We start from the raw sequence: 23,745 nt of genomic DNA on the forward strand, positions 1-23,745 counted from the left end.
CGGTTTTTCAGAGAAAAGAGTCCTTCTGGTCGTCTTATACCATTCTCATTTCCACAAAAACGTGTCTCAAATACTGTCGAATGGCTTCTGTAAAATGTTTTCCGGTTTCACTTAAAGTCTTGGGTTGGCTGATTACATATTTATGATAAGCCGAGTAAAACTGCATCGAAAACGCCATTTCTGCTTCCGAGAACGATTCTCCACGCCCTGTTATCAATAGTGGTGGGAACGAAATTTCATATCCCTTTTCGGTATCAAACCGTACTTCACACAACAGGGGTTCATGAAACGTAAAGATAAACTCGTCAAAACGAAGCAACGAGGGAGCAAACTCCGGAAGGGCATAAACAGGACTTGGAGGCGGGGGCGGTGTTTTTTTCCAGAATAACATAGCAGACCGACGGTGGTTAGGTAAGCAAACAGGGATCTCAATGAGACCCCTGTACTAAAATACATCTTTTACCTTCAATCTTCAATAGCCTTATCAGCAGTTTCCTCGTCACCAGATTTCTTTTGCCGCTTTGTCTTTTTGGGCGGTGTCTTGTCTTTTGGCGTAAACAGGAGTGCTTCTGCGTCTTCTTCTTTGCGGTAAGCGATTTCCAGAATGTCTCCTTCGTTCAAATTGGCCGAAAGAATGGCTTCCGCCATAGGGTCTTCCACATATTTCTGTATCGCCCTGCGTAAAGGTCGCGCCCCGAATTGGGCATCGTATCCTTTCTCTACCAAAAACTCTTTCGCTTGAGGGGTAAAGGCAATTTGAATACCGAGGTCTTTAACCCTTTGGAACAAGTCCTTGGCCATAACATCAATGATTTCCAAGATATGTTCTTTAGACAATGGTTGAAAGACAATCACATCATCAATCCGATTGAGAAATTCCGGATTAAACACCCGCTTCAACGCATCTTCCACGGTGCTCTTCATGCTTTGGTAATTAATTTGCGACTTTTCCTGAGCAAATCCGATACCTTTGCCAAGATTTTTAATGTCACGCGCCCCAATATTCGAGGTCATAATGATGATGGTATTCCGAAAGTCCACCCTACGGCCCAGACCATCTGTCAAAACACCGTCATCCAGCACCTGTAATAAAATATTAAATACATCTGGATGGGCTTTTTCGATCTCATCCAACAAAATAACTGAATAAGGTTTTCTCCGCACCTTCTCCGTCAGTTGCCCCCCTTCTTCGTAGCCCACATATCCAGGGGGCGCACCAATTAACCGACTGACGGCAAATTTTTCCATGTACTCAGACATGTCAATCCGGATCATGGCATCGGGCGAATCAAACAAATATTCAGTCAGCACCTTGGCCAATTCGGTTTTTCCAACGCCCGTTGGCCCCAAGAAAATAAAGGATCCGATCGGTCGTTTGGGGTCTTTAAGCCCTGCACGTGTCCGACGAATGGCACGCGCCAATTTTTCAACGGGTTCTGTTTGACCAATAACCCGGCCTTTCAGGGCCGTTTCCATCTCCATGAGTTTTTTGCCCTCGGCCTGCGCGATTTTATCTACCGGAATCCCAGTAATCATCCCCACAACTTCGGCAATATCCTGAAGGCTCACATCATGGACTTCACTTTCTGCGCGTTGCTCCCAATCGGTTTTTGCGCGGTCTAAGTCTTCGAGCAACCTTTTTTCTCGGTCACGTAAGCGTGCTGCTTCTTCAAATTTTTGACTTTTTACGACACGGTTTTTCTCTTCCCGAATTCCTTCAATCTCTGCTTCGAGGTCGAGCACCTCTTTTGGCACTTTGATATTGGAAAGATGTACCCTTGCACCCGCCTCGTCCATTACATCAATGGCTTTATCTGGCAGACATCGTTCAGTAATATATCGGTCACTTAATTTGACGGCCAATTCGATCGCTTCATCGCTAAAGCGTACATTATGGTGTTCTTCGTATTTTGACCGAATGTTTTTCAGAATATCTACCGTTTCTTCCGGCGTCGAAGGATCAACCATGATCTTCTGGAAGCGTCGGTCTAATGCACCATCTTTTTCGATATATTGACGATATTCATCTAACGTAGTCGCCCCGACACATTGGATTTCGCCACGGGCGAGCGCTGGCTTAAACATGTTGCTCGCATCCAAAGAACCGGAAGCACCGCCCGCTCCCACAATGGTGTGCAACTCGTCTATAAACAGGATCACATCCGGACTTTTCTCCAATTCATTCATTACCGCTTTCATCCGTTCCTCGAACTGTCCCCGATACTTGGTTCCTGCCACTAAACCTGCTAGGTCCAAGGTCACGATGCGTTTATCAAAGAGAATTCGGCTCACTTTGCGCTGTACGATTCGGAGGGCCAGCCCTTCTGCAATGGCTGTTTTCCCTACACCCGGCTCCCCGATCAAAACAGGATTATTTTTCTTGCGGCGGCTCAAGACTTGTGCCACACGTTCAATTTCCCGCTCGCGACCCACCACCACATCCAACTTGCCTTCCTCGGCCAGTTTGGTGAGGTCGCGGCCAAAATTATCCAATACCGGTGTTTTACTTTTTTCCATTTTGCTTCTTTCTTTTGAAGAGCCGGAAGTAGGGCGATTGCTACGACTCTCCGGATTTCGTTGGCTCCCCACGATTGGCTTATTGCGCCCGTGCGAAGTGCCGCCGCTGATAATGCTATCTAATTCCGCCCGTGCCCCGTCGTACGTAATTGAAAATGCCTGTTGCATGATTTGTGCGGCCAGGTTTTCGTCGTCGCGAAGCAGGCTGAGCAATAAGTGTTCGGTACCAATCACTTCACTTTTATAGAGTTTGGCCTCCAAGTAGGTGATTTTCAAAACTTTTTCGGCCTGTTTGGTCAACGGGATGTTTCCCGCTGTAAGCGTCCCGCCAGAAGCCCGTACCGTATCTTCGATGGCAAGGCGAAGCCGATGCAAGTCGCATCCTAAGTTTCGGAGAATTTTGATGGCGATGCCTTCTCCTTCCCGAATGATGCCCAAAAGCAGGTGTTCGGTACCAATATAGTCATGTCCCAATCGAATGGCTTCCTCGCGACTGAATGAAATGACATCCCGAACCCTATTTGAAAAATTTCCTTCCATGTTGGTGTCACCGCAGAATTGCGGTTTAAGTGGTCTATTGATCTTACAAAACGATCTGTTCAATAACAAACGGAAAACCCCAAAAAACGCCGTTTGTTGAAAAAAAGGAGCGTCGGCAACTGCGACCGCTCCTTCAACACTTTAGCCTCTGTTTGTATGCTTAGGCAGCAAAACTAGAGCCACAGCCACACGTTGAGGTGGCATTTGGGTTATCGAAAATAAATCCTCGGTTGTTAAGCCCGTCATGATAGTCCACCGTGGTGTCTAAGAGGTACAGACCGTGGCGTTTATCCATTAACACCTGAATGCCTTCTATTTCAAACAATTGGTCAAATTCCTTTTTTTTGTCAAATCCCAACACATACGACATGCCGGAACATCCTCCACCTTTAACCCCCACGCGCAGGGCATATCCTTCTGGAATTTGCTTCGCTACCAAGATTTTCCGGATTTCTTCGGCGGCCTTGGTGGTAATTTTGATTGGAGCATCTGCAATTACGGTACTCATTTTTTAGATTTCGGCTTGGTTTTTAATTTAGCCCTCTAACCAGCCTTACCCGAATGGGTTCCGAACGAAATTGCAAAGTCGTTCTACGGCCAGTGAATAACCTAATCAGAAGCTTCGGGCCAATACCACGGGAGCCTTATATGCCTCGGTGGTACCCGTAGTGCGATCTACGGACTCCAAGAGGACGATATATATCCCTACACGAAGCGATTGGCCCGCCTCGTCTAATCCATTCCAGAATAGGGTTCCTTCTTGTGTACCCAGAACCGCTTCCTCAAGTGTACGGACTAATCTTCCCGTACTGTCATAAATGCGGACACGGATCAACGAGGTGGCGGTGGAGAGTTTGTATGAAATGGCGGCAACATCGTCTTTGCCATCCTGATCAGGCGAAAATGGAGAGGGGCCAATACTGATCTTGCCACTATTTTGTGGCACTTCTCCGGTTGTGTACACACTATTTCGCTTACCGGGAGTTCCTCCTTGAAGTCCGGCGCTGCTTGTCCAATTATTCGCCTTATTGGAAGTTGCCAAAGGGCTTATACGTTCCAGTGCCACTCCTTTCGTGACCAAGATATTGGGGTTATGCCAGTTCGGCAAATAGGTTACTTCGTCCAGAACCGTTTTGTCGGGGCGGTGCAAACGAATGGTTTCGCCAGAATTGGTTAGGCTAAGAGAAGTCCTATCTATGGGAACAAACGTGAGATTAGGATCATCAAATAAAATTCCGCCAAATGCTTTCGCCAATTTCGAGGTACTGGCAGGTGCTGCCGCATTAAAGCCAGATTCTGAAGAAATTACCACATAACCGCCCGGCGCCACAGAGCGGCTTCCAGCCGAGACCCGAATAGTATCTGCTTTTCCATTTTCATCCGGCGCATTGGTCCAGAACAAATTTGTGATGTCCAAAGTAGCAGTAGAAGTATTGACCAATTCAAAATACTCGGTTTGATCCGGGATATTGTCCTTTGTATCGGCCAGGGGGTCGAACATAATTTCATTGATAAGGAGTTCACCGGGTTGTGGGAATCGCGCAAGGGTCACTTGAAGGGTAGAAACGGCATTTTTGGCTAAATCTTGCACGCCAGTGATGCTTAACGTTCCCGCAGTCACTGTTGCAAACGTAAGGGTGACGGAAAGCCCATCTGCACTGAGGGCAACAGCATTAGCTGCTACACCACCCAATTGAAAACCAGCAGGCCGTACGGATGTCCCCAGTAGGGGTTCATTAAAAACGACCTGTACGGTAGTATTGGTAAGTTGTCGGGCGATTAATACCTTCGGAGGATCCACATCGGGTTTATAAATGCTGTTTTGTTTGCCGGGGGTGGCCTTTGCCGGATCGGTACAAGAACCCCAATTAGCGGCATTGTTTGAAGCACTATTGGGATCAATCCGCTCCAGAGAAACGTCTGCCCCTCCCCATGAGCTTCGATACGATACTTGGTCTATGGTTGTATTTCCATAGAGCAGTGTCACCACTTCGGAATCGTTGTTGAGTGCTGGCCATGAAGGGGGGATAAGGGCTTTTGCAGCCGGGTAGGCGGCAGGAAACAACGTACCGTCTTTTGCCAAAACCACATAACTACCCGGAACCAGTAGTGTAGAGGTATTGGTAATGGTACGAATGGTCGCCGTATCGTCCTTAAACCGGAAGTCTTTCAGATCAAAGGTCTTATTGGAAATATTGTACAATTCCAGAAATTCCAAGTCATCCGCACCCGACGGATTATAGTGGATTTCGTTAATGACTACCTCTAATGGTAAGGGAACGGCTTGTGCGACGCTTTTTGCGGGCATAATACACACCAGCCCCAGCAGAAGAAATACAAAACGCTTCATGATCGTAGGTTTCTGGGCTTCGAAGAGCCCTTAGGAGCAATCAGACACCCCATTCCTATTATAGAAAGGGGATTATTCAGGTGTGTAATATAGGGGTATTTGACAAAAATCCCGAATGATATCGCTAAGATTCCAGAAAATGAATCAGGCTCTCGGTCATCAGTTCAATGGCTGGCTGGAGTGCGTGCTCATCTGCATCAAAACGGGCATCATGCAGCGGAAATGCTGTTGAAGCACTGCTTTGGGTTCCTAAGCGGACCAAATAAATGGGTAGGTACTCGCCATAATGTGAAAAATCCTCCGCCCCCATACTTGGACGCGGGATTTTGAATATGGCCTCGCTCCCAAAAAGCCGTTTGGTTGTTTCTGAGACCACTTGGTGTAATCTAGGGTCATTAATAACGGCCGGTGCGCCAAACTGATACGCAACTTCGGGGATAGCACCGTACAATGTGCCAATCTGTTCTACGGTCTGTATCAGGTGATGACGGAGTTTCAGGCGGTCTTGCTGATCCGCCACGCGCAAAGTTCCGCCAAAAGAGGCCGTTTTAGGGATAACATTTAAGGCTTTGCCTGCTTCGAGCGTGCAAATGGTCAGAACAGCCGGATTTCTGCTGTCGGTAATACGCCCCACTAATTGATATAAGGCATTCATGATCTGGGTAATAATCCAAACTGGATCCCCCGATTCATGAGGTCTGGCGGAATGGCCCGTTTTTTCGCCAGAAACCCGCACCTGAAAGGTATCGGCGGCAGCCGTAGAGGCCCCTACTTTAAGACCAAACATCCCTGTTGGTAAAGTCGGATCTACATGCAACGCAAAAGCAGCGTCTAAGCCATTCAATACACCATCACGAATCATTAGAGGCGCGCCACTGGGCGAGGTCTCTTCGGCAGGTTGAAAAAAAACCCGAACCTTCCCCCGAAAAGATGTACGGCGTGCCAATAGCGCCAAAGCCACCCCCACCGCTACCGTGCTATGAATATCATGCCCACACAAGTGGGCCTTGCCATTTGTTTTTGATGCGTATGGTACTTTTTTGAGGTCTTGAATGGGTAGTGCATCCATATCTGCCCGATAACCCACCGCCCGCCCATTAGGCAACCCCACAATATCCACAAAAAACCCTGTCTTCCCAAGAGGAGTACTTGGGGTTAAACCCGCTTGACGGAGAATATGCCGCAAGAACTGGGCGGTATTAATTTCATGAAAACCTAATTCGGGGTGTTGGTGAAGGTGTCTTCGAACGCCAGACAAAAAATTAAAACTGCCAGCCCCTTTCGGGAAAAGCGAAAAGTCCGGCAACACCAACTCGGGGAAAGCGATGGTTTTGTGCATGGTCTATTTTGCAGAAAACATTCGGACAAATTGTTCACTCATCATTTGGGCCTCGTTTTCAATCAAAGCCAATTCTTCCGGTTTTTTGGCATATTTACGTTTCAGCACCATCAAAAGCCGAGGTTTTTCGGACTCAGGTGATCGGGCGTACTCCCAATAGTCGGCGGCTTTGCTAAACGATTCATCAAAGGCATCGGGGTCTGCGGGGTCAATTTTTTCCAACAAAGGAGCCGCAAACCGAGCAAGTACATCGGGCGACTGTGCCATAACGTCGTCATCGCCATCGTCCGCCAGAAAAATTTCGGTGGTTGCTGGCGTAGGCTGATCAGCTTCTAAGGCTTCAATGACTTGCTGAAAGGTTTGGGTTTTATATCCGCTGTTTTCCTCGGCCTGTTGAATGGCAGTTTTGGAAAACCGCTTAAACCCTGCTTCCATTTTTTCTACCAGTTCCCGAAAATCTTCCTGATCTTCCGGTTCGGGTGCTTCGCCCAACATACGGTCTTCCAGCATTCCCAGCGTTTCAGCTTTCTCTTCCTTTGGTGTTCTGAAATAGGCCCAAAAAAGTCGTGCAGATTCTAAGATAGAAACTGCTGTATCCATCAGGTCTAAATCCTCGGCATATTCCAGTTCATCCAGAACGGCGGATTTTTCCAAGCCATAAAAAACCCACAGCGGTTCAGAAAAACGGCTGAGCGCCTCAAAGGACAGCCCGGTAGTCCCGGATTGCAAGGTCAGATATCGGCTTTGTAGCCATAAAAAGTCATCCATTCAACTTCTCGATAAATCAAGGGGAAATCATATTACGCTCTTTGATGCCTATTCAACACCCAAAATCTTATAAGATTAAGAGAAAATGTTATAAAAGACCATTGCGTTTTCTCAGAAACCACTCCACCGAGAGGAGCAAAACAAGGATAAGCAGGAGCCACCACAGCGTCCAAGGCTCCAGATCGGTTTCTTGTTTAGAAAAAGTTGGTTTTATTTTACCCGATTCTTTTAGGCGTTGGATGAAGGACCCTGCATTTTTTGCATGTAAAAAAAGCCCGTTAGAGCGTTGCGCCACCCCCCGCATCAAACCTGCATTTGCAGCAGTTTCCTGAAACTCTAAGCTTAAAGCCCCCACAGCAAAGGCACCTGCATCCGATCCCAATGTTTGTTCTCCCAATTTTGCCGTTGCCCGATAGGTGTAACTACCAGGTGGAAGCGTGCCCGCATCGCCAAAATAGCGCCCACTGCCTAGTCCTCCTAACGTCAAAGGGATTTCATCGCCATCGGGTCCTGAAATGGTCAACTGTACCAATGACCGATCAATAGGATTCAGGCTTTCATCAAAGACTTGGCCTGAAAACTGTACGGCTTCACCGCTTCCATAAAGGGTGCGTGTTGACCGCACCCGAACGGGCTTATCATCCTGACGCGAGGTTACCCAGCGTAGGCTATTCAGGGTGAGGTTCGGCAAAAACCCTTTCAAGGCATCTAAATCTTCAGGTAAACTCCGCCAACGAAAAATGCCAGCCCCCAATAAGGCTGCGGATCGGATTTTCCCGCGTGACCGTACCGCCAATAGAGGATCCGGCAATATCACCCCATTGATCTGGGGCGATGCCAAAATGCGCGTTTCTGGTGCCAATTCCCATCGGCTTTGGTTAAACAGCAAAGGCGGCAATTGCTTCCATAGGTCTATTTTAGGTGCTTCCATTTCAAGTATCGGATGTACCGCCCCCCCGGCAGATGGGCTAAAGAACGCTTCGACATAAGTATTCCGAACCACTGTGGGCTTTGCAGGCAGAACATCACCCAATCCGTCCCGAAGCAATCCAAGATTGGTTTGTTGACTCATAAAAAAGAACAACGGTTTGCCTTCACGGGCGGCATTGGCCACTTTTTGGACTTCTGCAGCTGAAGTACCAGGCCCCGGATAGCCATGCAATATGAATAAATCATAACCAGAAAAATTATCCGGGAAACCACCAAAATAATATTGTCCGGGTGCTTTTTGAACCAATTGAGAAACCTCCAGGTTCGGATCGCTCAGCAAAACCTGTTGGAGCGCGGAAAGATCTGGACTCGGCGCACCACCTAATAACAAGACCCGCAATTTATTGTCCAGCACCTGAACAGTCACCGTGGTTTGGTTGTTTTCGTGGGTCAATTCACCATCAAACCGCGTGACCGATGCGGTTAATCGCCGCAATCCCGATTGAGAAGGCTGGAAGGAGACCTCCGAGGTCACTTCTTGCCCAGCCACCAATTTGATGGTAGTACTGCCAACCACCCGCCCATTGTCACTAAGGGTTATGGTTGCCGTTTGGCCGTCATAACCATCGTTCCGAACCCCTACTTGTACAGGCACAACGGTGTTGAGATATACAAATTCATTGGTAATCGCCTTCCGAATTTGGACATCACGCGATCGGGTGGAGTCTCCCACCACAACAGTATGGATTGGAACAGGAAACCGTTCTGCCAAAAAGAGGGGGTTGCGGCCTGTGTTGTACTGCCCATCCGATAAAATGACCACACCGCCCAAATTGTCATCCCCCAATTCTTCTCGGACTTTGACGAGTGCCGTAGAAAAATCCGTCCGTTCACCGCGAAGGGGAGTTTGGGATAATTTTTCTAACGCCTGCGGCTTCGTTGCCGAGTCGAACGTATAGACTTTTATGGTGGCGTCTAACTCTGACCAATTTAATTTTTGAAGCGCTGTACGAAGTTCTTTTTCCCGCAACCCTACACTTTTGGAAGTATCTACCAGAAAGGCAATCACGGGGCGTTTTGGTAGCTCCCGAATCATACGCAGAATGGGCTCGAAGAGCAATACCAAGACAATGGCCAGCGTCAAAAAACGCAATGCAGATAATAAGAACCGTTTCGGCAGTGATAATGCAGGACGGCTACGCCCATAAGTCCACCAAGTGAAGGCGGCGGCAACCAGTAATGCTGGTATTAATATCCAAGGTGAAAGGCCAAACGTAAGGCTCATGCAGGCAAGTTCAGTTCAGGAGTGGGCGTCGCGTGGAGATCAGGCAGCGCATTTTTTAATTAATCGAACGACGTTCCTTCGTTTTTCAGGGTGTCGCCAGTAAACGAAAAAGGCAGCAAATCCCGTACCTTTATCACAAAGGGTGCTTCTAAGCCCCGGTCCATGACAAGTTCCATATCTGGCGCAAATTCTATCATCACCTGGCGACAAGCCCCGCAAGGAGTTCCAGAAGGATCTTTGGGACAACTCAGATACATAACAGACCAGTTTTTAAATCCATAGGTTACGGCAGTGCCCAAGGCATTCCGCTCCGCACAAATAACGCGCTGCCAATCTGATGACTCCACATTACAACCCGGCCACATATAACCCTCTTTGCTCAGGACAACACAGCCAACGGGAAAATCAGACTCCGGAATAAATGCTTGTTGTGCTGCAAAACCTGCCGAACGAAGCCCGTCTTCCCTTCGCTGAATATTGGCCGGATAATAAGGAATAAGAGGCTCCGTAGGTTTAAGCAGTTGTCTAACCGTCCCAACCAACAAAACATCTTCATAAATTAAAGACACCGAAAGCCCCATTACTCGTTCCAGATAAAGCATTTCCTCGCGTTCAATGGGGTAACTTGCCACCATAGCAACAACATCTTTCCGACCCATCGCAACGGCAGTAGAAAAAGCATTGATGGCTGCGGGAATCACCAACGAATAAGACGCATTTTCAACCCGCGATCCGGCCACCCAACTCCCATCTGAAAGTTGAAGGATAACGGCCTGTTTTTTTTGGGAATAGGGTGCGTAGGCCCGTTCTACAAATGGCGTCAAATGACGACGCAACGAAGCCATAATGGCGGCTTGATCAGACTTCATGACAGCACTTTTTCTCTAAGATACGGTCAAAAGTAGAAAATTAACATCTTTACAATTGATTTCTTTGCCGAGCTTCCTTACATTGAGAGTCCTGTTTAGCCGAAGTGGCGGAATGGTAGACGCAACGGACTTAAAATCCGTCGGTAAGCGATTGCCGTGGGGGTTCGAGTCCCCCCTTCGGCACACAACAGTAAGCGCGAACTCCTCAAAGTTCGCGCTTTTTTATGACCCTACCAGCTTCATCATTAATCGTTGTACCTTTGAAGCAAGCTTCGTTGGAGGTTTTCCACCGAATAATTTGTGACATCGCTGCCCGTGGTGTTTAGACGCTTTCCCGAAGTTACCTCAAAAAGCAATTTATCTTCCCGCATTTCATACGTTGCCGTCAGGTAGAGGCCCTTAACGTCGAACAGATGAAATAACTTACCTCCCAAAAAAAAGGCATCCAGTATAATACCATCACCTTCGTCCACCCTAAAATGTCCCTTGGTAGCCTCTACAGACTTGAGCACATAATCTTTGATGACTGTATTTTGAGGGGATAAGTACGTTGTTTTCCATTGCCACGTATTCGGTTCCTTAAGGGGATTAATGTGCATCTCGACCTGCACCGAATCCCTTAACTGTCCCTGCGCATACCTGTACATTTTACCTTTCCATGTCCCAACCCACATACCCGGAAAGTCTGAAGTTTGGGCATAAACCACCGTCGAAGCAATGAGGAAGGCACATAAAAACAGTGGCCATCTCTGGTAGATGGGTTTTTTAATAATCGAGAACATACGATTAACCCTTCAGCATGGGCCTCTCAAGCGTTTAATTATCTGGATTAGTGAGTATAGGTGTCATATCATCAGGATTTTGTGACGATACTACATGTCCTTTTACCTTTAGCATATATTCGCCCACTTTTTCATTGGTTACGAGGGTCACTACCTTTGTAAAAGGCCCTACTCGTAGCGTATCGTATCGTAACTGCATCTCGGTGGTCCTGCCAGGTAGTATGTTTATGCCGTCATACACCTTAGGAATCAAACATCCACAGTTTGACTTTGCCGACTCAATGGTCAAAGGCTTATTGCCTACGTTTTTAATGATGACTTTCCGATAGGGATTTGAACCTCTCTCTATTTTACCGTAATCAACATGTTCAACGTCCAACATCAACTTGGGGCCATCAATGGGAGCCTCATTTTGTTGTGCAAAAACACTTATCACGCTTATCAATAAGGCGAAAAATGGTAGGAAAAGTTTTTTCATTTTTGTATTTGTTTTGTGATACTGCCTTTCTGGCGTTTTTATTTACACACTTTAGTCGTAGAAATCGTAAAAAGGTTTATTCGGGCCTACTAAATTAAGTACCTGAAACCGGTCTTCCATAACTTGCCGTTTAAACCTGATATCACATGCGTTTGGCCTTGAGCTGATGTTGGTTTTATGCAACAGGTTCCATAATTAGTTTAAAAAGATTTGCCAAGTACGACTTCAGGTTACGGCGGTCCACCACATCATCCAGAAAACCTTTTTCCAACAAAAACTCCGAGCGTTGAAAGCCTTCCGGCAAATCTTGGCCAATGGTCTCGCGGATCACTCGAGGCCCAGCAAACCCGATCAAGGCGCCTGGTTCTGCGATATTCACATCGCCCAACATAGCGAAAGAAGCAGACACACCGCCAGTGGTTGGATCCGCCATGACCGAAACATAGGGCAATTTATGCTCGGCCAATACCGCCAAATTGGCACTCGTTTTGGCCAACTGCATGAGGCTTAGCGAGGCCTCTTGCATTCGTGCGCCCCCTGAACGCGAAATAATGACCACTGGACACTTTCGCTCTACGCCACGACGGATGGCACGGGTCAGGACTTCCCCAACGACCGACCCCATAGACCCCCCAATGAACGAAAAGTCCATACAGCCAACCGAGACGGGTATGCCTCCAATGGTTCCAAAAGCACCACGGGCCGCATCCGTCAGGTTGGTTTTTGCTTTTGCGGCTGCAATCCGTTTATGGTAGGGTTGCCGATCCACAAATTCGAGGACATCCAGTGCTCCCAAATGGGCATCAAAAATGTCAAATACTCCGTCATCAAACAACATCTGAAAATACCCTTCGCTATCCAAGCCCATGTGAAAACCACATTTAGGACAAACATGCCATTCGTTGGCGAGCTGGCGCTGGCTCAATACTTCATTACAAGAAGGACAGTTTTTCCAATATCCTTCGGGAGCGTCAATGGTTTTGGTGCTTGCTGGGCTGATGCCGGTTGATTTTCGGCTAAACCAAGTGGCCATGGGTGTGTTGGTTTGGGGTTGTTAGGTTAATCGTTTTGTGGTGTCCGCTCTCGGATGGTGCGGGAGGGTTTGGCCGCAACAAATACTTTATAGTAAAAAGGTTCCATATCTCTTACGTTTTGCACATCTTCCGGCGTTAAAACGGTTACACATTGGGCAATAGCCCGTGCAGTTGGGAAGCAGGCTGATTCGGGTAACAAGTTTAGACGTCCCCTCCAACCAGCGGCTTCCAAGGGTTCGATGCACTTCCTTGCGCCATCTCCCACGAGCCAAACCGACTGTTTGGGTGGAAGGCTTTCTGGTGCGAGCCAGTCCTTCAACTCGGCAGTCACCAAAGCCGTGGTATCTTTTTCCCCTTCCAAAACAGGGCCTTTTTTCCTAAAAGCGGCGGCATAGACCTCGTCGCGGCGAGCATCTAAAAAGGAACAGACCAGATCGCCGTCAGCCATAAATGGATCTACCAATTGGGCCAGACCCCGCAAGCTATTCACGCCCACCAGCGGCTTTTCATGGGCAAAGGCGATGGCTTTGGCCGCCGATACCCCAATCCGAAGTCCAGTATAAGAGCCTGGTCCCACGGAAACCGCAATGCCGTCCAAGTCTTTCCACACAAGACCGGAAAAGTGCATCACCTGCTGAATCATATCTGGTAAATGGGTGGCATGGCTACGTGGTTGGTTCAGGGTTAGCTCTGCCAATACGTGCTGTTCTGCAACCAAGGCAACGCTGCAAAAGGCTGTTGCTGTTTCGATGGCTAAGATTGTGGGCATGACTTATAAGAGATTCCACGAAAGATACGTACTAAACCAAAAATCTATCGGGTCTTGGCGCAAGTTTTAAACTGGGACTTGATATTTTGATACGGGGTTGTATCTTGCAGGTGCTTCATGAATTAGTTGATTGATAGCGTTTCCAATTCATTTCACCCAGTATAAAGGAGAAACGATCTTATGAAAGTCTATGATGCAGATCATACACGGAATATTGCTTTGGTTGGGCACTCTGGAAGCGGTAAAACCACCATTGCAGAGGCCATGCTTTTTAATGCCGGGGTAATCAACCGGATGGGAACCGTGGAAGAAGGCAATACCGTGAGCGATTATCACAAAAGCGAACAAGATCGCCAAATGTCTATTTTCACCTCTATTCTTCATACGGAATGGCAGGAGCACAAGATCAATATTTTTGATACACCTGGTTACTTGGATTTCACCGGCGAGGTCATTGCTGCCCTTAAAGTGGTTGATACCGCAGTATTTGTCATTGATGGGGTTACAGGCGTACAAGTAGGAACCGAAGCGGCTTGGCAATTTGCAAAAGACTTCCAAACGCCCAGTATGTTCTTGATTAACGCCCTAGACAAGGAGGAGTCCAGTTTTGAAACCCGTATTACCGAAATTCAGGAACGATTCGGAAGAGGAGCTGCTGTGGTTCAGGTAGCCGCTGGCCAAGGAACGCGCTCTATTATTGATGTACTGCTCATGAAATATATCACTTTTCCCACTGGCTCAAGGGAGATGGTCGTTCAAGACATCCCCGAACAGTTCAAAGAACGGGCAGAAAAACTTCACAATGACTTAATTGAGAGCATTGCCGAGAACGACGAAGGGTTGATGGAGTTGTATTTTGAAGAAGGTACCCTTAGCGAAGACCAAATGCGAGAAGGGCTACACAAATCTATGCTAAAGCGTGAATTATTTCCTGTTTTTGTATGTAGTGGCAAACACAATATCGGCATAACGCGCTTCATGCAATTTGTGGACAAAACCTGTCCGCGCCCATCCGAAATGCCTCCTCCGCCTATGGCCTCCGGAAATCCTATAATGCCTGAATCCAACGGTGCGCCCGTTGCGTTCATTTTCCGGACCATGGCCGAAGAACATGTGGGTGAATACTCTTTCTTCCGCGTCTATCATGGAACCATTGAAACCGGAATGGACCTTGAAAATGCCCAAACCCGTGAAATAGAACGGTTAGGACAGATTTATTCCTTGAACGGCAAACAACGGGACACCGTGCAAAAAATTGTTGCGGGCGATATTGGGGCTGTGGTAAAACTTAGAAATACCCATACCAACAACACCTTGCGTGCAAAAGGAACCGAATACGAAATCCAACCCATCAACTTCCCCAATCCACGCTTTATGGAGTCGGTGGTGACGCTGAAGCAAGGCGAGGAAGACAAGTTGGCACAAGGCATTCATCGCCTGCACGAGGAAGATCCATCGTTGGTGGTTATTCATGACGCCGACCTTCGCCAAACCTTACTCGGCGGACAAGGCAATATGCACTTAGACGTGGCCAAAGAACGCTTATTAAACCAATTCAAGGTGGCGATTCAGTTCAAAAAACCCAAAGTTGGCTACCGCGAAACCGTGACCGTTCAAGCAAGGGCACAATACCGTCATAAGAAACAAACAGGCGGGGCAGGCCAATTTGCAGACATTTCGATGCTCGTAGAGCCGCTATTAGGCGAATTTGTGCCGCCAGCGGACATCCAACCCCGAAATGTAGCGGTGATCGAAACGGCTTGGGGGTCTAAAATTGAGTTTATTGATGCGATCGTGGGGGGGGTGATAGACATGCGCCGTTTCTTTGGCGCCATCCAGAAGGGCGTAAGCGAACGTCTGCAAACCGGCCCGCTCGCCGGATATCCAGTGGGCGATGTGCGTGTCGTGATCCATTATGGCGGGATGCACGCCGTGGACTCGAACGAGAATGCCTTTAAGACGGCCGCCAAAATGTGCTTTATCCAGGCTTTTAATGCTGCAAAACCTGTCCTGCTGGAGCCTATTCATGAGGTAACTGTGACTATTCCGGATTTGTTTATGGGGGATGTGATGGGCGACCTTAATACTCGTCGGGCACGTATTCTGGGCATGGAGTCCGTGGGGGCGCTACAAGCCATTACCGCCTTGGTTCCACAATCCGAACTCTATCATTACTCTACGGATTTGCGGTCCATCACCCAAGGACGCGGCATCCATAAGGAACAATTCCATTCTTATGAAAATATGCCCCGTAATGAACAGGAAAAAGTCATTGCTTCGGCTGAAAAAATCAAAGATGAGGAATGATAAACATGGGCTAAAGATGGTTCTTAAAAACACCCTGTTTTACGAAATAGGGTGTTTTTTTATTGGGTTCAACGTTCAGAATGTTAAATACCTTTTCACCTCATGACCAACGGACGATATGCTGAAACCCATCAAATTTAGGGTTTTTCCAACTCCGCAAAATCTCGTTGTACTTGCGCCTAGTATTTTTGGTATTTCACCACGATAATACCTCTTACACCAAGGCTTCCCAGAGTGCAGCGGTTTTACGGAATTATCCAGCGATTACGCAATGTTTGGCGCGGTAAAAATAGGACGTGGGAATAAAATGGCATCTTTGAGCAAACAGCGGCGGAGTTTGTGGGGCTTTATAAAAATGCGATAACCCTTAATTAATAATACCATGATTGATCCCCAAATATTGAAAAAAGAAGAGCCGGATATTAGAACATTTACGGTTCCACCCACCGAAGCTTCGCTTATTCATGCCGATACTACTTGATGGGGTGGGGCAATGATACGGGACACCAAAAGAACTTCAGGCATTGAGGAAAATAAAACGGTATTGGGGCGCAGGAAGGCTTAATGAACTACGAGCGATCGCTGATATGCTAGTCATAGATGAACGTTTTTCCATTGGTATATAATCCACACCAAAACATCTATAAAGTATTAACTTTAATCAACTTTATTTATTTTCATAGTAATAAATACCAATACAGCTATGCCCTTTAAAAATCTAAGCGAAGAGAAGCAGCAGGCATAAAAGGAGTGAGGGTACGTTCTTGGAGTCGGTATTCGTATCCAGAAAGACCAATCTGGGGCCGTTCGAACCACCACTCAGCCACATTTTTCCGGTTGAAGACATTGAGCAATTCCACCCGCGTCTGAACTGTGACTTTTTTTAGCACACGGGTATAAGAAATTCCGGTATCCCACTGCATAAACAAAGGGAGGGCATGCGCTTCCGGCGTTTGCAGGTTATAGGCCCCAAAGACGGCTTCCATGCCAGAATTTGTGAGGTAGTCGTAGTAGGCTTTACGAAAGGCCCACAGCCGTCCCTTGCTGACGCGGCCATTGAGCGTCCACTTCCAATGTGTGGCAAATGCCGCTTTTGTGGCAAAGAGCCAGCGGCCCGGCTCCGACCATGCCACAGGTTTTGCATCGGCGTGTACCAACTGGTTTACGGCTGCAACGGGTTTAATGGTACGCAAGGCACGGGCATAATCGTACCGAATCACCCCTTCGGCCATTGCACTTCGGGCCTTGAGTTCCAATCCAAAGCCGACGGCTTGGCCCCATGCAAACCCCGTCAGTGCTTCGATCTGGGTGGCGGTTTGGTGCGACTCAGACAATGCCCACAATTGCCCGTAGTCTAAAATACGTAGGTTTCTGAGTTTTTTTTGATAAACCTCGCCCCCCAATTCCAGCCCAAAACCTGTTTTCCAGTCCAGTCGGGCCGCAATATGTCGGGCATAAGGGACGTAGCGATCCGAAACGGGAACCCAAAAACGCAAAGAAGGCAATAAGGCGCTTGGGCTAAAGCTACTATACTCGAATTGTTGTATGAACTGACGAAAGATACCGAAGGATAAAAAGCCCGAAAATGTACCGTATTTGGCAGGACGGTTCAAAAGCCGTACCGTGAACCTTGGTTCGGGATAAACCCCTTTTCCGATAAGCCATGTCCCACGAAACCCACTTTCTAAAATAGTATAGGTGCCAATATGATGAGAATATGTTCCATAGACAGCCCATCGTGGTTGTTTTATCGCCATGTCCACGGTTTGCGTGGTCCAATGTTTTAATCCAACACGGTTTACCGCATACACGCCTTCGGCCCCCACTGTCCAACGTAAGGCCGTCCATTTTGTCTGGAGCCAACCTTCCTGATAGCGGTTGCCATCATCGGCGGGAACGGGGTCATCGCGCAATTCGAGCACGGTTCCATCTGGCAAGACGATTGGAACAAACCTTAAGTTATCCAAATAGTTGTATTGGTGTGCAAGTTGGTAGATTGCCGCCATCACTGTTACCGTTCTCAAAATACCTTTGGGGGACAAATAGCGCCAAGAAACCCGGCCAGCCCCGTTTCCCCAGCGGTAAAAGTCTCGATTGATGACCTGCGCAGTGGTGTCGGTTGTTAAGGCATTACCACTCAAGGTATTCCAACCGAGGTAAAAGGCGACTTGCAGGGCATGGCTTTTGCCCCAATCCCATCTTCCGGCCCCATGAAGGTCGTTAAAATCGGCTTTGGTTTGCCCAAACGCGGCCAAGTCGGGGTTTTTCAAGGTACGTGCTGCTTCAAAAAACAGCGGATTACGTTGTACAATGGCGGCAAAGGGCAAAAACTCATCCGGATAGCCCCAGTTTTGCAATACACGCGACATCGTGGTGGATTGGTACATTTTACCCAAGCTGAGGCGTGCGGAAATCATGGCTTTCACCCGGACCTCTTTATTTTCTCGCCGCATCGCCCACCGAGTATTTAGGCTCAAATGGTCTATTTGGGTTTCTATCGCCCGATTCTGGTGCTCAGGAAGCCGCAAATTGTGCTCAAAGGCCATAACGCCTGCCAATGCACTGCCTTCTTCCACCCCAAATCCGGCCTTATGCAAGGTCATTTGCCCTACGGCAAAAGGAGAAAACGTACTAACAATCCCCCTCAATTGTAAGGGTTCAAAAACGGGCATGTCGTCCAAGCGAATCAGGTGTTCACCTGATTCGCCGCCCTGTATGTGTACTTCGCCCCGTGCGTCGTTCATATACACCCCGTTCAAGGTAGCTGTACTTTGGAGCACATCTGCCGTCCCCAACCCCCGTAGAGCAAGGCGTACCTCGTCCATCACCTCGCTTTCACCCAACCCTAAATGTCCTTGTTTGCCCTCGATGATGACCGGAAGCACTTCTAAAGGTAGGGGTTTTACGCGGATTTGAAGAGAGTCTGAACGTGTTGCGGTGTGGCGTATCTGAATGGTCAGGGGTTCATAGCCCAATAACCGAACGTGCAAGGCATAGTGCGGTAGCGACAAGCCCTCCACCGAAAACCCCGCTTTCTCGTCCAAAACAATCCGCTGCTGGTTTTCCGCCAACCAAACCGTGGCGTACGGCAAGGGTTTTCCTGTCCCGGCTTCTCGTATGCTTCCATACAGTGCATAGGATAGCGAAGGTGGACGAACGATCTGTTTTTCCTTCGCTGGCTCAATCAGATAGGTATTGTGGCCAATTTTCCGAAACTGCAATCCTGTATTTTGAAGCAAACAAGATAAAACCTGTTCCGCTTTTCCTTGTAATCGAACACATTGTGTAGAGACGCCCAAAGGTATTTCGGCCCGATAGACCAAATTAATCCCCAAAGCACTGGCCGAGGTCAATAAGGCACTTTGTAGGCTCGCCATTTGTGCTGTCAGAGGCGGAGGAAGCGTCGCCAAAAAAAGGAAAAAAAATCGGAGAATATGCGACACGTATTTTAAAAAAAAGCCCATTCATTTAATCTGGCCCATCAGGCCAAATAATGGATTATTTTAATAAATCAAGCGGCTTTTATGCTTCAAAAGTGGGTTTCATCCCAAAACTTAGCGTAGGACAAATCCATTTTTTTGCGGTACCACCTGACAGGATGCCGAGGCACACACGTCGGTCAATAAGGCTTCCAAAGCTGGTCTTTGCGCGTAATGCAACGTAATGGCAATGGCGCCAAGCCGCTTGTTTTCCACAAAAATGGGGCGATCATAAAGCCGCACCAAATGCGCTGCAAGGTCTTGTACAGCAACATTCGTCATTGCAAACCCACCGTTAAGCCAAGAAAGTTCAGTTTTCACTTCAATGTTTTGCGGGTCTTCTACCTTTCCGTCATATACCTCGGCCCATTGACCTGGCAAGAGCAACAAGGCTTGTCCCTCTTGGCTACCCGCTAAGGCCACTTTCCCCGTTTCCAGAACCACTTCCGTTTTCTGGCCAATGGTTCGAACGTTAAACCGCGTCCCCATCACCCGAACAATTGCATTAAACGTTTGAACCGAGAAGGGTTTCCCATTGTGTGACACTTCAAAAAAAGCTTCTCCTTTTAATAAAACTTTACGGTGGGCATCCGTTTGTAAAAATCGTATTTCGGAGCCACTATTGAGTTTCACCTGCGAACCATCTGGTAGTTTTTCAGTCCGAATTTCGCCCGCTTTTGCTAAAAACACCCGTTCTTGGGGTATTTCTGGTTGCACCATTTTATACAAAACAACCGAGGCCACCAGAAAAACCAGCGAGGCCACAATGCCATACATCCAAGAATTGCGCACCATGGGACGTACCTGAGCCAGACGTTTGGATGTTTCCGAAGGCACGATGGTTTTTTGCGCAATGGCTTCCCACATACGGGCTTCCTGCGTTGCATCGTTAAACCGAGGCGAGAAATCCGCTTTATCGGTTATTTGCCACATCAACGCAAGGTCTGCAACCTCTTCGGTGGGCAGTTCGGGCAGTTCCTTGAATACGTCTTGTAACTTTTTAGGCATTTTTGGTGTTAAATTCGACATATTTTTTCCAATCAGAATCATTTTTTATCATCAAATCCCGCAACGTTTGCAGCGCCAGTCCAATATGGCGGTTCACTGTTGCAGGCGAAAGCGACATCAATTCAGCAATCTCGTCGTGGCTTAGCCCTTCAAAGCGGCTCAGCCGAAAAGCCTCTCTTCTACGTTCCGGCAAGGCTTCGATCCAATCATCTAATTGCTCCGCCAGCGCACTGGTTTCCAGACTTTCCAATGGGTTCGGATCAGCAGATAACGTGTGATTTGCCGCCTCTATTTGCACCATTTGTTGATGGAAACTTCGTTTGGCATTCAGCGCCAAGTTCCTGGCAATGGTATAAAGCAAGGCGCGAATGGATTTATGTCCGTCTATCTCTGAGCGGATGTTCCATAATTTGATAAACACTTCCTGCACAATGTCCTCCGTTACCGCTTCGTCTCGAACAATCCACCAAACATAGTTCATTAAAGGAACCCTAAAAAGCTGGAACAATGCCGAAAATGCTTCTTGATCTTCGTTTTTCAGCCGAAGTCCCAATAGTTGCGGATCTTGTATTTGCGCTATCGCACGAATGGGGTGCATAAGGGATCAAACTTAGAGGTAACTAATGTAAATACAACGCAAACACGGCCTACAATCAATTCATCCAATTATTTTACCAAGTTCCGCTTGCACCCGCTCCACCAGATGCACCGCCGCCCCATTCGCTCTGGCCGGAAGAAGTATCCCTTATGGGTGTGTGGACTGTGGTGGGACGGTCATTCGGTTCATAAATTTGCGAAGAAGGGGCATTGGAAAGGCCAGTGGCACTACTACGATTTTTTTCTTCATAAGAGTGTCCACAAAATTGGCACCGATATAGATAACGACGTGGCGATTCATCCTCATAACCACCTATCATCGTCAGGTATTTGCACTTTTCACATGTCAGGTAGCCAAATAGACGAAGGTTATACGCCACTTTTTCCACCACCTTGCCGTTTTGGTCCACCCAAACATCATGGCGACACGTTTTTAAGGCTTCTTCCATGTGTTCACCTGCATTCAATTTGTTGGTTTTCTCGCTGGCAGATAAACGTCTAACTCCCGCAAAGGGTTTTTTTGCCTGTGATTTGCGTGTTTTTTCGCTCCATTGATTTTGTTGATGCCGGATATACCACTGTTTCCACCACGCATAAACCAAGAGCGTTAGTGGAAAAATTATTTTTTTTAATTTGCAATAACGATTCTCTTCCGCCAGTACCAGGGCCAGAGCAGGATGAAATTTGTATGGGATGGCCGCTTCTTTCCCCTTTCGAATGCAGTCTGCGAGCAAGGCGAACCCAACTCCAGTATAAATCCCAATCCCAATCCGGTTGACCAATGGCAGTTGCACGCCAAGCCATTTTACAACAAGCACCAAGACATCGCCCCCCGACAGCGTAAGAAGCCCTACTGCAGCGGCAAATGGTAAACGCTTATAAGGAGATGATATTAGTAAATATAAACCCAATAAAAACAACAATAATACTAAAACAAACCAAACATTTTCCCACCAATCTGCTGTGGCTTCATTCTCCGCTTTCTGGTGCAACTCACGTGCCCGACTGGGTTGTAGGAGCAATGTATGTATCTCTTTCACCACATTTGAAATCCCCATTGCATAGGCGGCCTTTTTGAAATGCGGCACCAATATACTGCCTCCCAATTGTGCGGTTACATAATCTGTTAATACAGGTTCCAAGCCATACCCGATTTCAAAGGCCCACTCACGGTTTTCGACGGCCACCAAAAGCAATATCCCGTTGTTTATACCACGTTGCCCAACCCCCCAACGATTCAGCAATTCGGTGGCAAGCATTTTAGCTGACTTACCCTTCAGTTCTTTTACCACAACAACGGCCATTTGCGCCTTTGTCTCGTGTTCCATATTCATCAAAAGACGATTGAGATGGGCTACTTCAGCGATGGTCAAGAGGTTGTTCGGGTTGCTTACATAGGCGTTTGGACCCCATTTTTTAGGATTAGGCAGGTCTTGCGCGGCTGTCAGATCACCTAAGCCCAATAAGCAAAACCAACATGTTATTACCAGAAATATTTTTCCCATCATTTTGAAACCATTCAACTTAAGAGGCCCATATTTTTTGGCCAAAATCAGTACCAATCGGTTGAATAAAGCCATGCCAAGGATTTCTGAGCAGGAGGTGTGAGACGTAAAAGGGCATTCCGCCACGGTTGTAACCACCCCGGCGTTTTCTGGGCAACGGCTCCAATCTGACGAGACATTTGTACAACTTTCCGAACCCTTGGTTGTCGCTTTCGGACATACGCTTGCAAGGCCAGCTCAAGCGAGGAGTGGTCGTTAAGAACTTTCGATAATACCAATGCATCTTCTATCGCCATGCCTGCACCTTGGCCCAAGTTAGGCGTCGTTGCGTGGGCAGCGTCTCCCAATAAAATCAAGCGTTTATGGGCAAAATTTTGTAATGGTTTCAGGTCTCCAATATCTGCCCAGTGGGTCTCTGTGGTATGTGTTGCACGTAGTACTTCCGGTATAGGGGCATGAAAATTCCGAAAGAGGACTGAGAGCTTTTCTGGTGTTAAGGCAGCCATTTCGGGGTCATTTTGCTTGGCATTTAGGCAGGCAAACCAATATAAACGGTTGTTCGACAACGGGACGAGGCCAAACCGCTTACCCTTTCCCCAAGATTCTGAAAACCGGGTGATGGGCTTTGGGAGCCTATTTTGGTCTATCACCCCACGCCAACAAGTATAACCCGCATAACGATATACCGAATCTGGCCAAAACTGCTTCCGAATGAAGGAATGGATCCCATCGGCCGCCACCAATAAATCGCAGGCATGCGTCAATCCAGAAGCAAACAAGGTTGTTATCTCATGGTCATTTACTTGCACTTCTACGCAGTTTTCATTCAGAAACAATGAACCTGATTTTAATTGACCCCGCAACAAACGGTGAAGGTCTGCCCGGTGTACGGTGAAATTCCGGCCCTCTGCTATGCTTTCAGCACCATCAAAGTCAGTTCCCAAAATCACTTTGCCGTACTGATCCAGAACATATGCATCCCCTATCCATTGACCGATGGACTCCACAGGAAGGTCTTGATTCAACAAAGAAAGGGCTTTGATGGCATTTGCCGCCAAAACCAAGCCTGCGCCAACAGCCTTGATTTCATTTGCTTGTTCAAAAACAAACACCTCATGGCCATTTTGTTGCAAGGCGATGGCCGCTGTAAGCCCACCGATCCCTGCTCCGATGATGCCAATTTTCATT

The 23,745-nt window shown here is 47.6% G+C and carries 18 protein-coding genes and 1 tRNA gene; 2 read left to right on the plus strand and 17 right to left on the minus strand.

The features are described from left to right. Nucleotides 1-34: 34 nt before the first annotated feature. From JNN12_10430 to JNN12_10465, 8 genes are all read right to left on the minus strand, one after another. Nucleotides 35-391, minus strand: a complete 357-nt coding sequence (locus JNN12_10430) for a hypothetical protein (protein MBL7978745.1) — start codon at nt 389-391, stop codon at nt 35-37. Nucleotides 392-465: 74 nt separating this feature from the next. Beyond that, on the minus strand, nt 466-3,057 hold the full coding sequence (locus JNN12_10435; GenBank protein MBL7978746.1) for an ATP-dependent Clp protease ATP-binding subunit: 2,592 nt from the start codon (nt 3,055-3,057) through the stop codon (nt 466-468). A 160-nt stretch (nt 3,058-3,217) separates the two neighbouring features. Further along, nucleotides 3,218-3,565 (minus strand): iron-sulfur cluster assembly accessory protein, encoded by a 348-nt coding sequence (locus JNN12_10440; GenBank protein MBL7978747.1) that lies wholly within the window; start codon nt 3,563-3,565, stop codon nt 3,218-3,220. Nucleotides 3,566-3,670: 105 nt separating this feature from the next. Then, on the minus strand, nt 3,671-5,407 hold the full coding sequence (locus JNN12_10445; protein MBL7978748.1) for a lamin tail domain-containing protein: 1,737 nt from the start codon (nt 5,405-5,407) through the stop codon (nt 3,671-3,673). A 124-nt stretch (nt 5,408-5,531) separates the two neighbouring features. After that, nucleotides 5,532-6,746: an amidohydrolase gene (locus tag JNN12_10450; GenBank protein MBL7978749.1), complete on the minus strand. Its 1,215-nt coding sequence runs from the start codon at nt 6,744-6,746 to the stop codon at nt 5,532-5,534. A 3-nt stretch (nt 6,747-6,749) separates the two neighbouring features. Further along, on the minus strand, nt 6,750-7,514 hold the full coding sequence (locus JNN12_10455) for a hypothetical protein (GenBank protein ID MBL7978750.1): 765 nt from the start codon (nt 7,512-7,514) through the stop codon (nt 6,750-6,752). A gap of 88 nt (nt 7,515-7,602) precedes the next feature. Next, nucleotides 7,603-9,729: a hypothetical protein gene (locus tag JNN12_10460; GenBank protein ID MBL7978751.1), complete on the minus strand. Its 2,127-nt coding sequence runs from the start codon at nt 9,727-9,729 to the stop codon at nt 7,603-7,605. A 59-nt stretch (nt 9,730-9,788) separates the two neighbouring features. Then, nucleotides 9,789-10,598 (minus strand): cytidine deaminase, encoded by an 810-nt coding sequence (locus JNN12_10465; GenBank protein ID MBL7978752.1) that lies wholly within the window; start codon nt 10,596-10,598, stop codon nt 9,789-9,791. A gap of 98 nt (nt 10,599-10,696) precedes the next feature. Between JNN12_10465 and JNN12_10470 the strand changes: the two genes are divergently transcribed. Further along, a tRNA-Leu gene (locus tag JNN12_10470) sits at nt 10,697-10,781 on the plus strand. A gap of 62 nt (nt 10,782-10,843) precedes the next feature. Here the strand turns inward: JNN12_10470 and JNN12_10475 are convergent. The 4 genes from JNN12_10475 to tsaB all read right to left on the minus strand — a co-directional run bounded on the left by JNN12_10475 (nt 10,844) and on the right by tsaB (nt 13,661). Next, nucleotides 10,844-11,380 (minus strand): hypothetical protein, encoded by a 537-nt coding sequence (locus JNN12_10475; GenBank protein MBL7978753.1) that lies wholly within the window; start codon nt 11,378-11,380, stop codon nt 10,844-10,846. Between the two features lie 34 nt (nt 11,381-11,414). Beyond that, the gene (locus tag JNN12_10480; GenBank protein MBL7978754.1) at nt 11,415-11,858 is read right to left on the minus strand and encodes a DUF1573 domain-containing protein; all 444 of its coding nucleotides are present in this window, start codon (nt 11,856-11,858) and stop codon (nt 11,415-11,417) included. A 175-nt stretch (nt 11,859-12,033) separates the two neighbouring features. After that, nucleotides 12,034-12,891: an acetyl-CoA carboxylase carboxyltransferase subunit beta gene (locus JNN12_10485; GenBank protein MBL7978755.1), complete on the minus strand. Its 858-nt coding sequence runs from the start codon at nt 12,889-12,891 to the stop codon at nt 12,034-12,036. 26 nt (nt 12,892-12,917) lie between these two features. Continuing rightward, the gene (gene tsaB, locus JNN12_10490; GenBank protein MBL7978756.1) at nt 12,918-13,661 is read right to left on the minus strand and encodes a tRNA (adenosine(37)-N6)-threonylcarbamoyltransferase complex dimerization subunit type 1 TsaB; all 744 of its coding nucleotides are present in this window, start codon (nt 13,659-13,661) and stop codon (nt 12,918-12,920) included. 180 nt (nt 13,662-13,841) lie between these two features. Here tsaB and JNN12_10495 point away from each other — a divergent pair, with 180 nt between their 5' ends. Continuing rightward, entirely contained in the window at nt 13,842-15,968 is a 2,127-nt protein-coding gene (locus tag JNN12_10495) for an elongation factor G (protein MBL7978757.1), read from the plus strand. A gap of 710 nt (nt 15,969-16,678) precedes the next feature. On the opposite strand, the gene JNN12_10500 is transcribed toward JNN12_10495, so the two are convergent. The 5 genes from JNN12_10500 to JNN12_10520 form a co-directional block, all read right to left on the minus strand. Beyond that, nucleotides 16,679-19,411 (minus strand): hypothetical protein, encoded by a 2,733-nt coding sequence (locus tag JNN12_10500; GenBank protein MBL7978758.1) that lies wholly within the window; start codon nt 19,409-19,411, stop codon nt 16,679-16,681. 111 nt (nt 19,412-19,522) lie between these two features. Beyond that, a complete protein-coding gene (locus JNN12_10505) occupies nt 19,523-20,455 on the minus strand; it encodes a FecR domain-containing protein (protein ID MBL7978759.1) in 933 nt (310 codons plus the stop codon). Further along, nucleotides 20,448-21,053 (minus strand): RNA polymerase sigma-70 factor, encoded by a 606-nt coding sequence (locus JNN12_10510; GenBank protein ID MBL7978760.1) that lies wholly within the window; start codon nt 21,051-21,053, stop codon nt 20,448-20,450. The genes JNN12_10505 and JNN12_10510 overlap by 8 nt, the downstream gene beginning before the upstream one ends. Before the next feature lie 73 nt (nt 21,054-21,126). Beyond that, nucleotides 21,127-22,632 (minus strand): TPM domain-containing protein, encoded by a 1,506-nt coding sequence (locus JNN12_10515; GenBank protein MBL7978761.1) that lies wholly within the window; start codon nt 22,630-22,632, stop codon nt 21,127-21,129. Further along, nucleotides 22,605-23,744: an FAD-dependent monooxygenase gene (locus JNN12_10520; GenBank protein MBL7978762.1), complete on the minus strand. Its 1,140-nt coding sequence runs from the start codon at nt 23,742-23,744 to the stop codon at nt 22,605-22,607. The genes JNN12_10515 and JNN12_10520 overlap by 28 nt, the downstream gene beginning before the upstream one ends. Between the last annotated feature and the right edge of the window lies 1 nt (nt 23,745).

It is taken from the genome of Bacteroidetes Order II. bacterium (assembly GCA_016788705.1).
Lineage (GTDB): Bacteria > Bacteroidota > Rhodothermia > Rhodothermales > UBA2364 > UBA2364.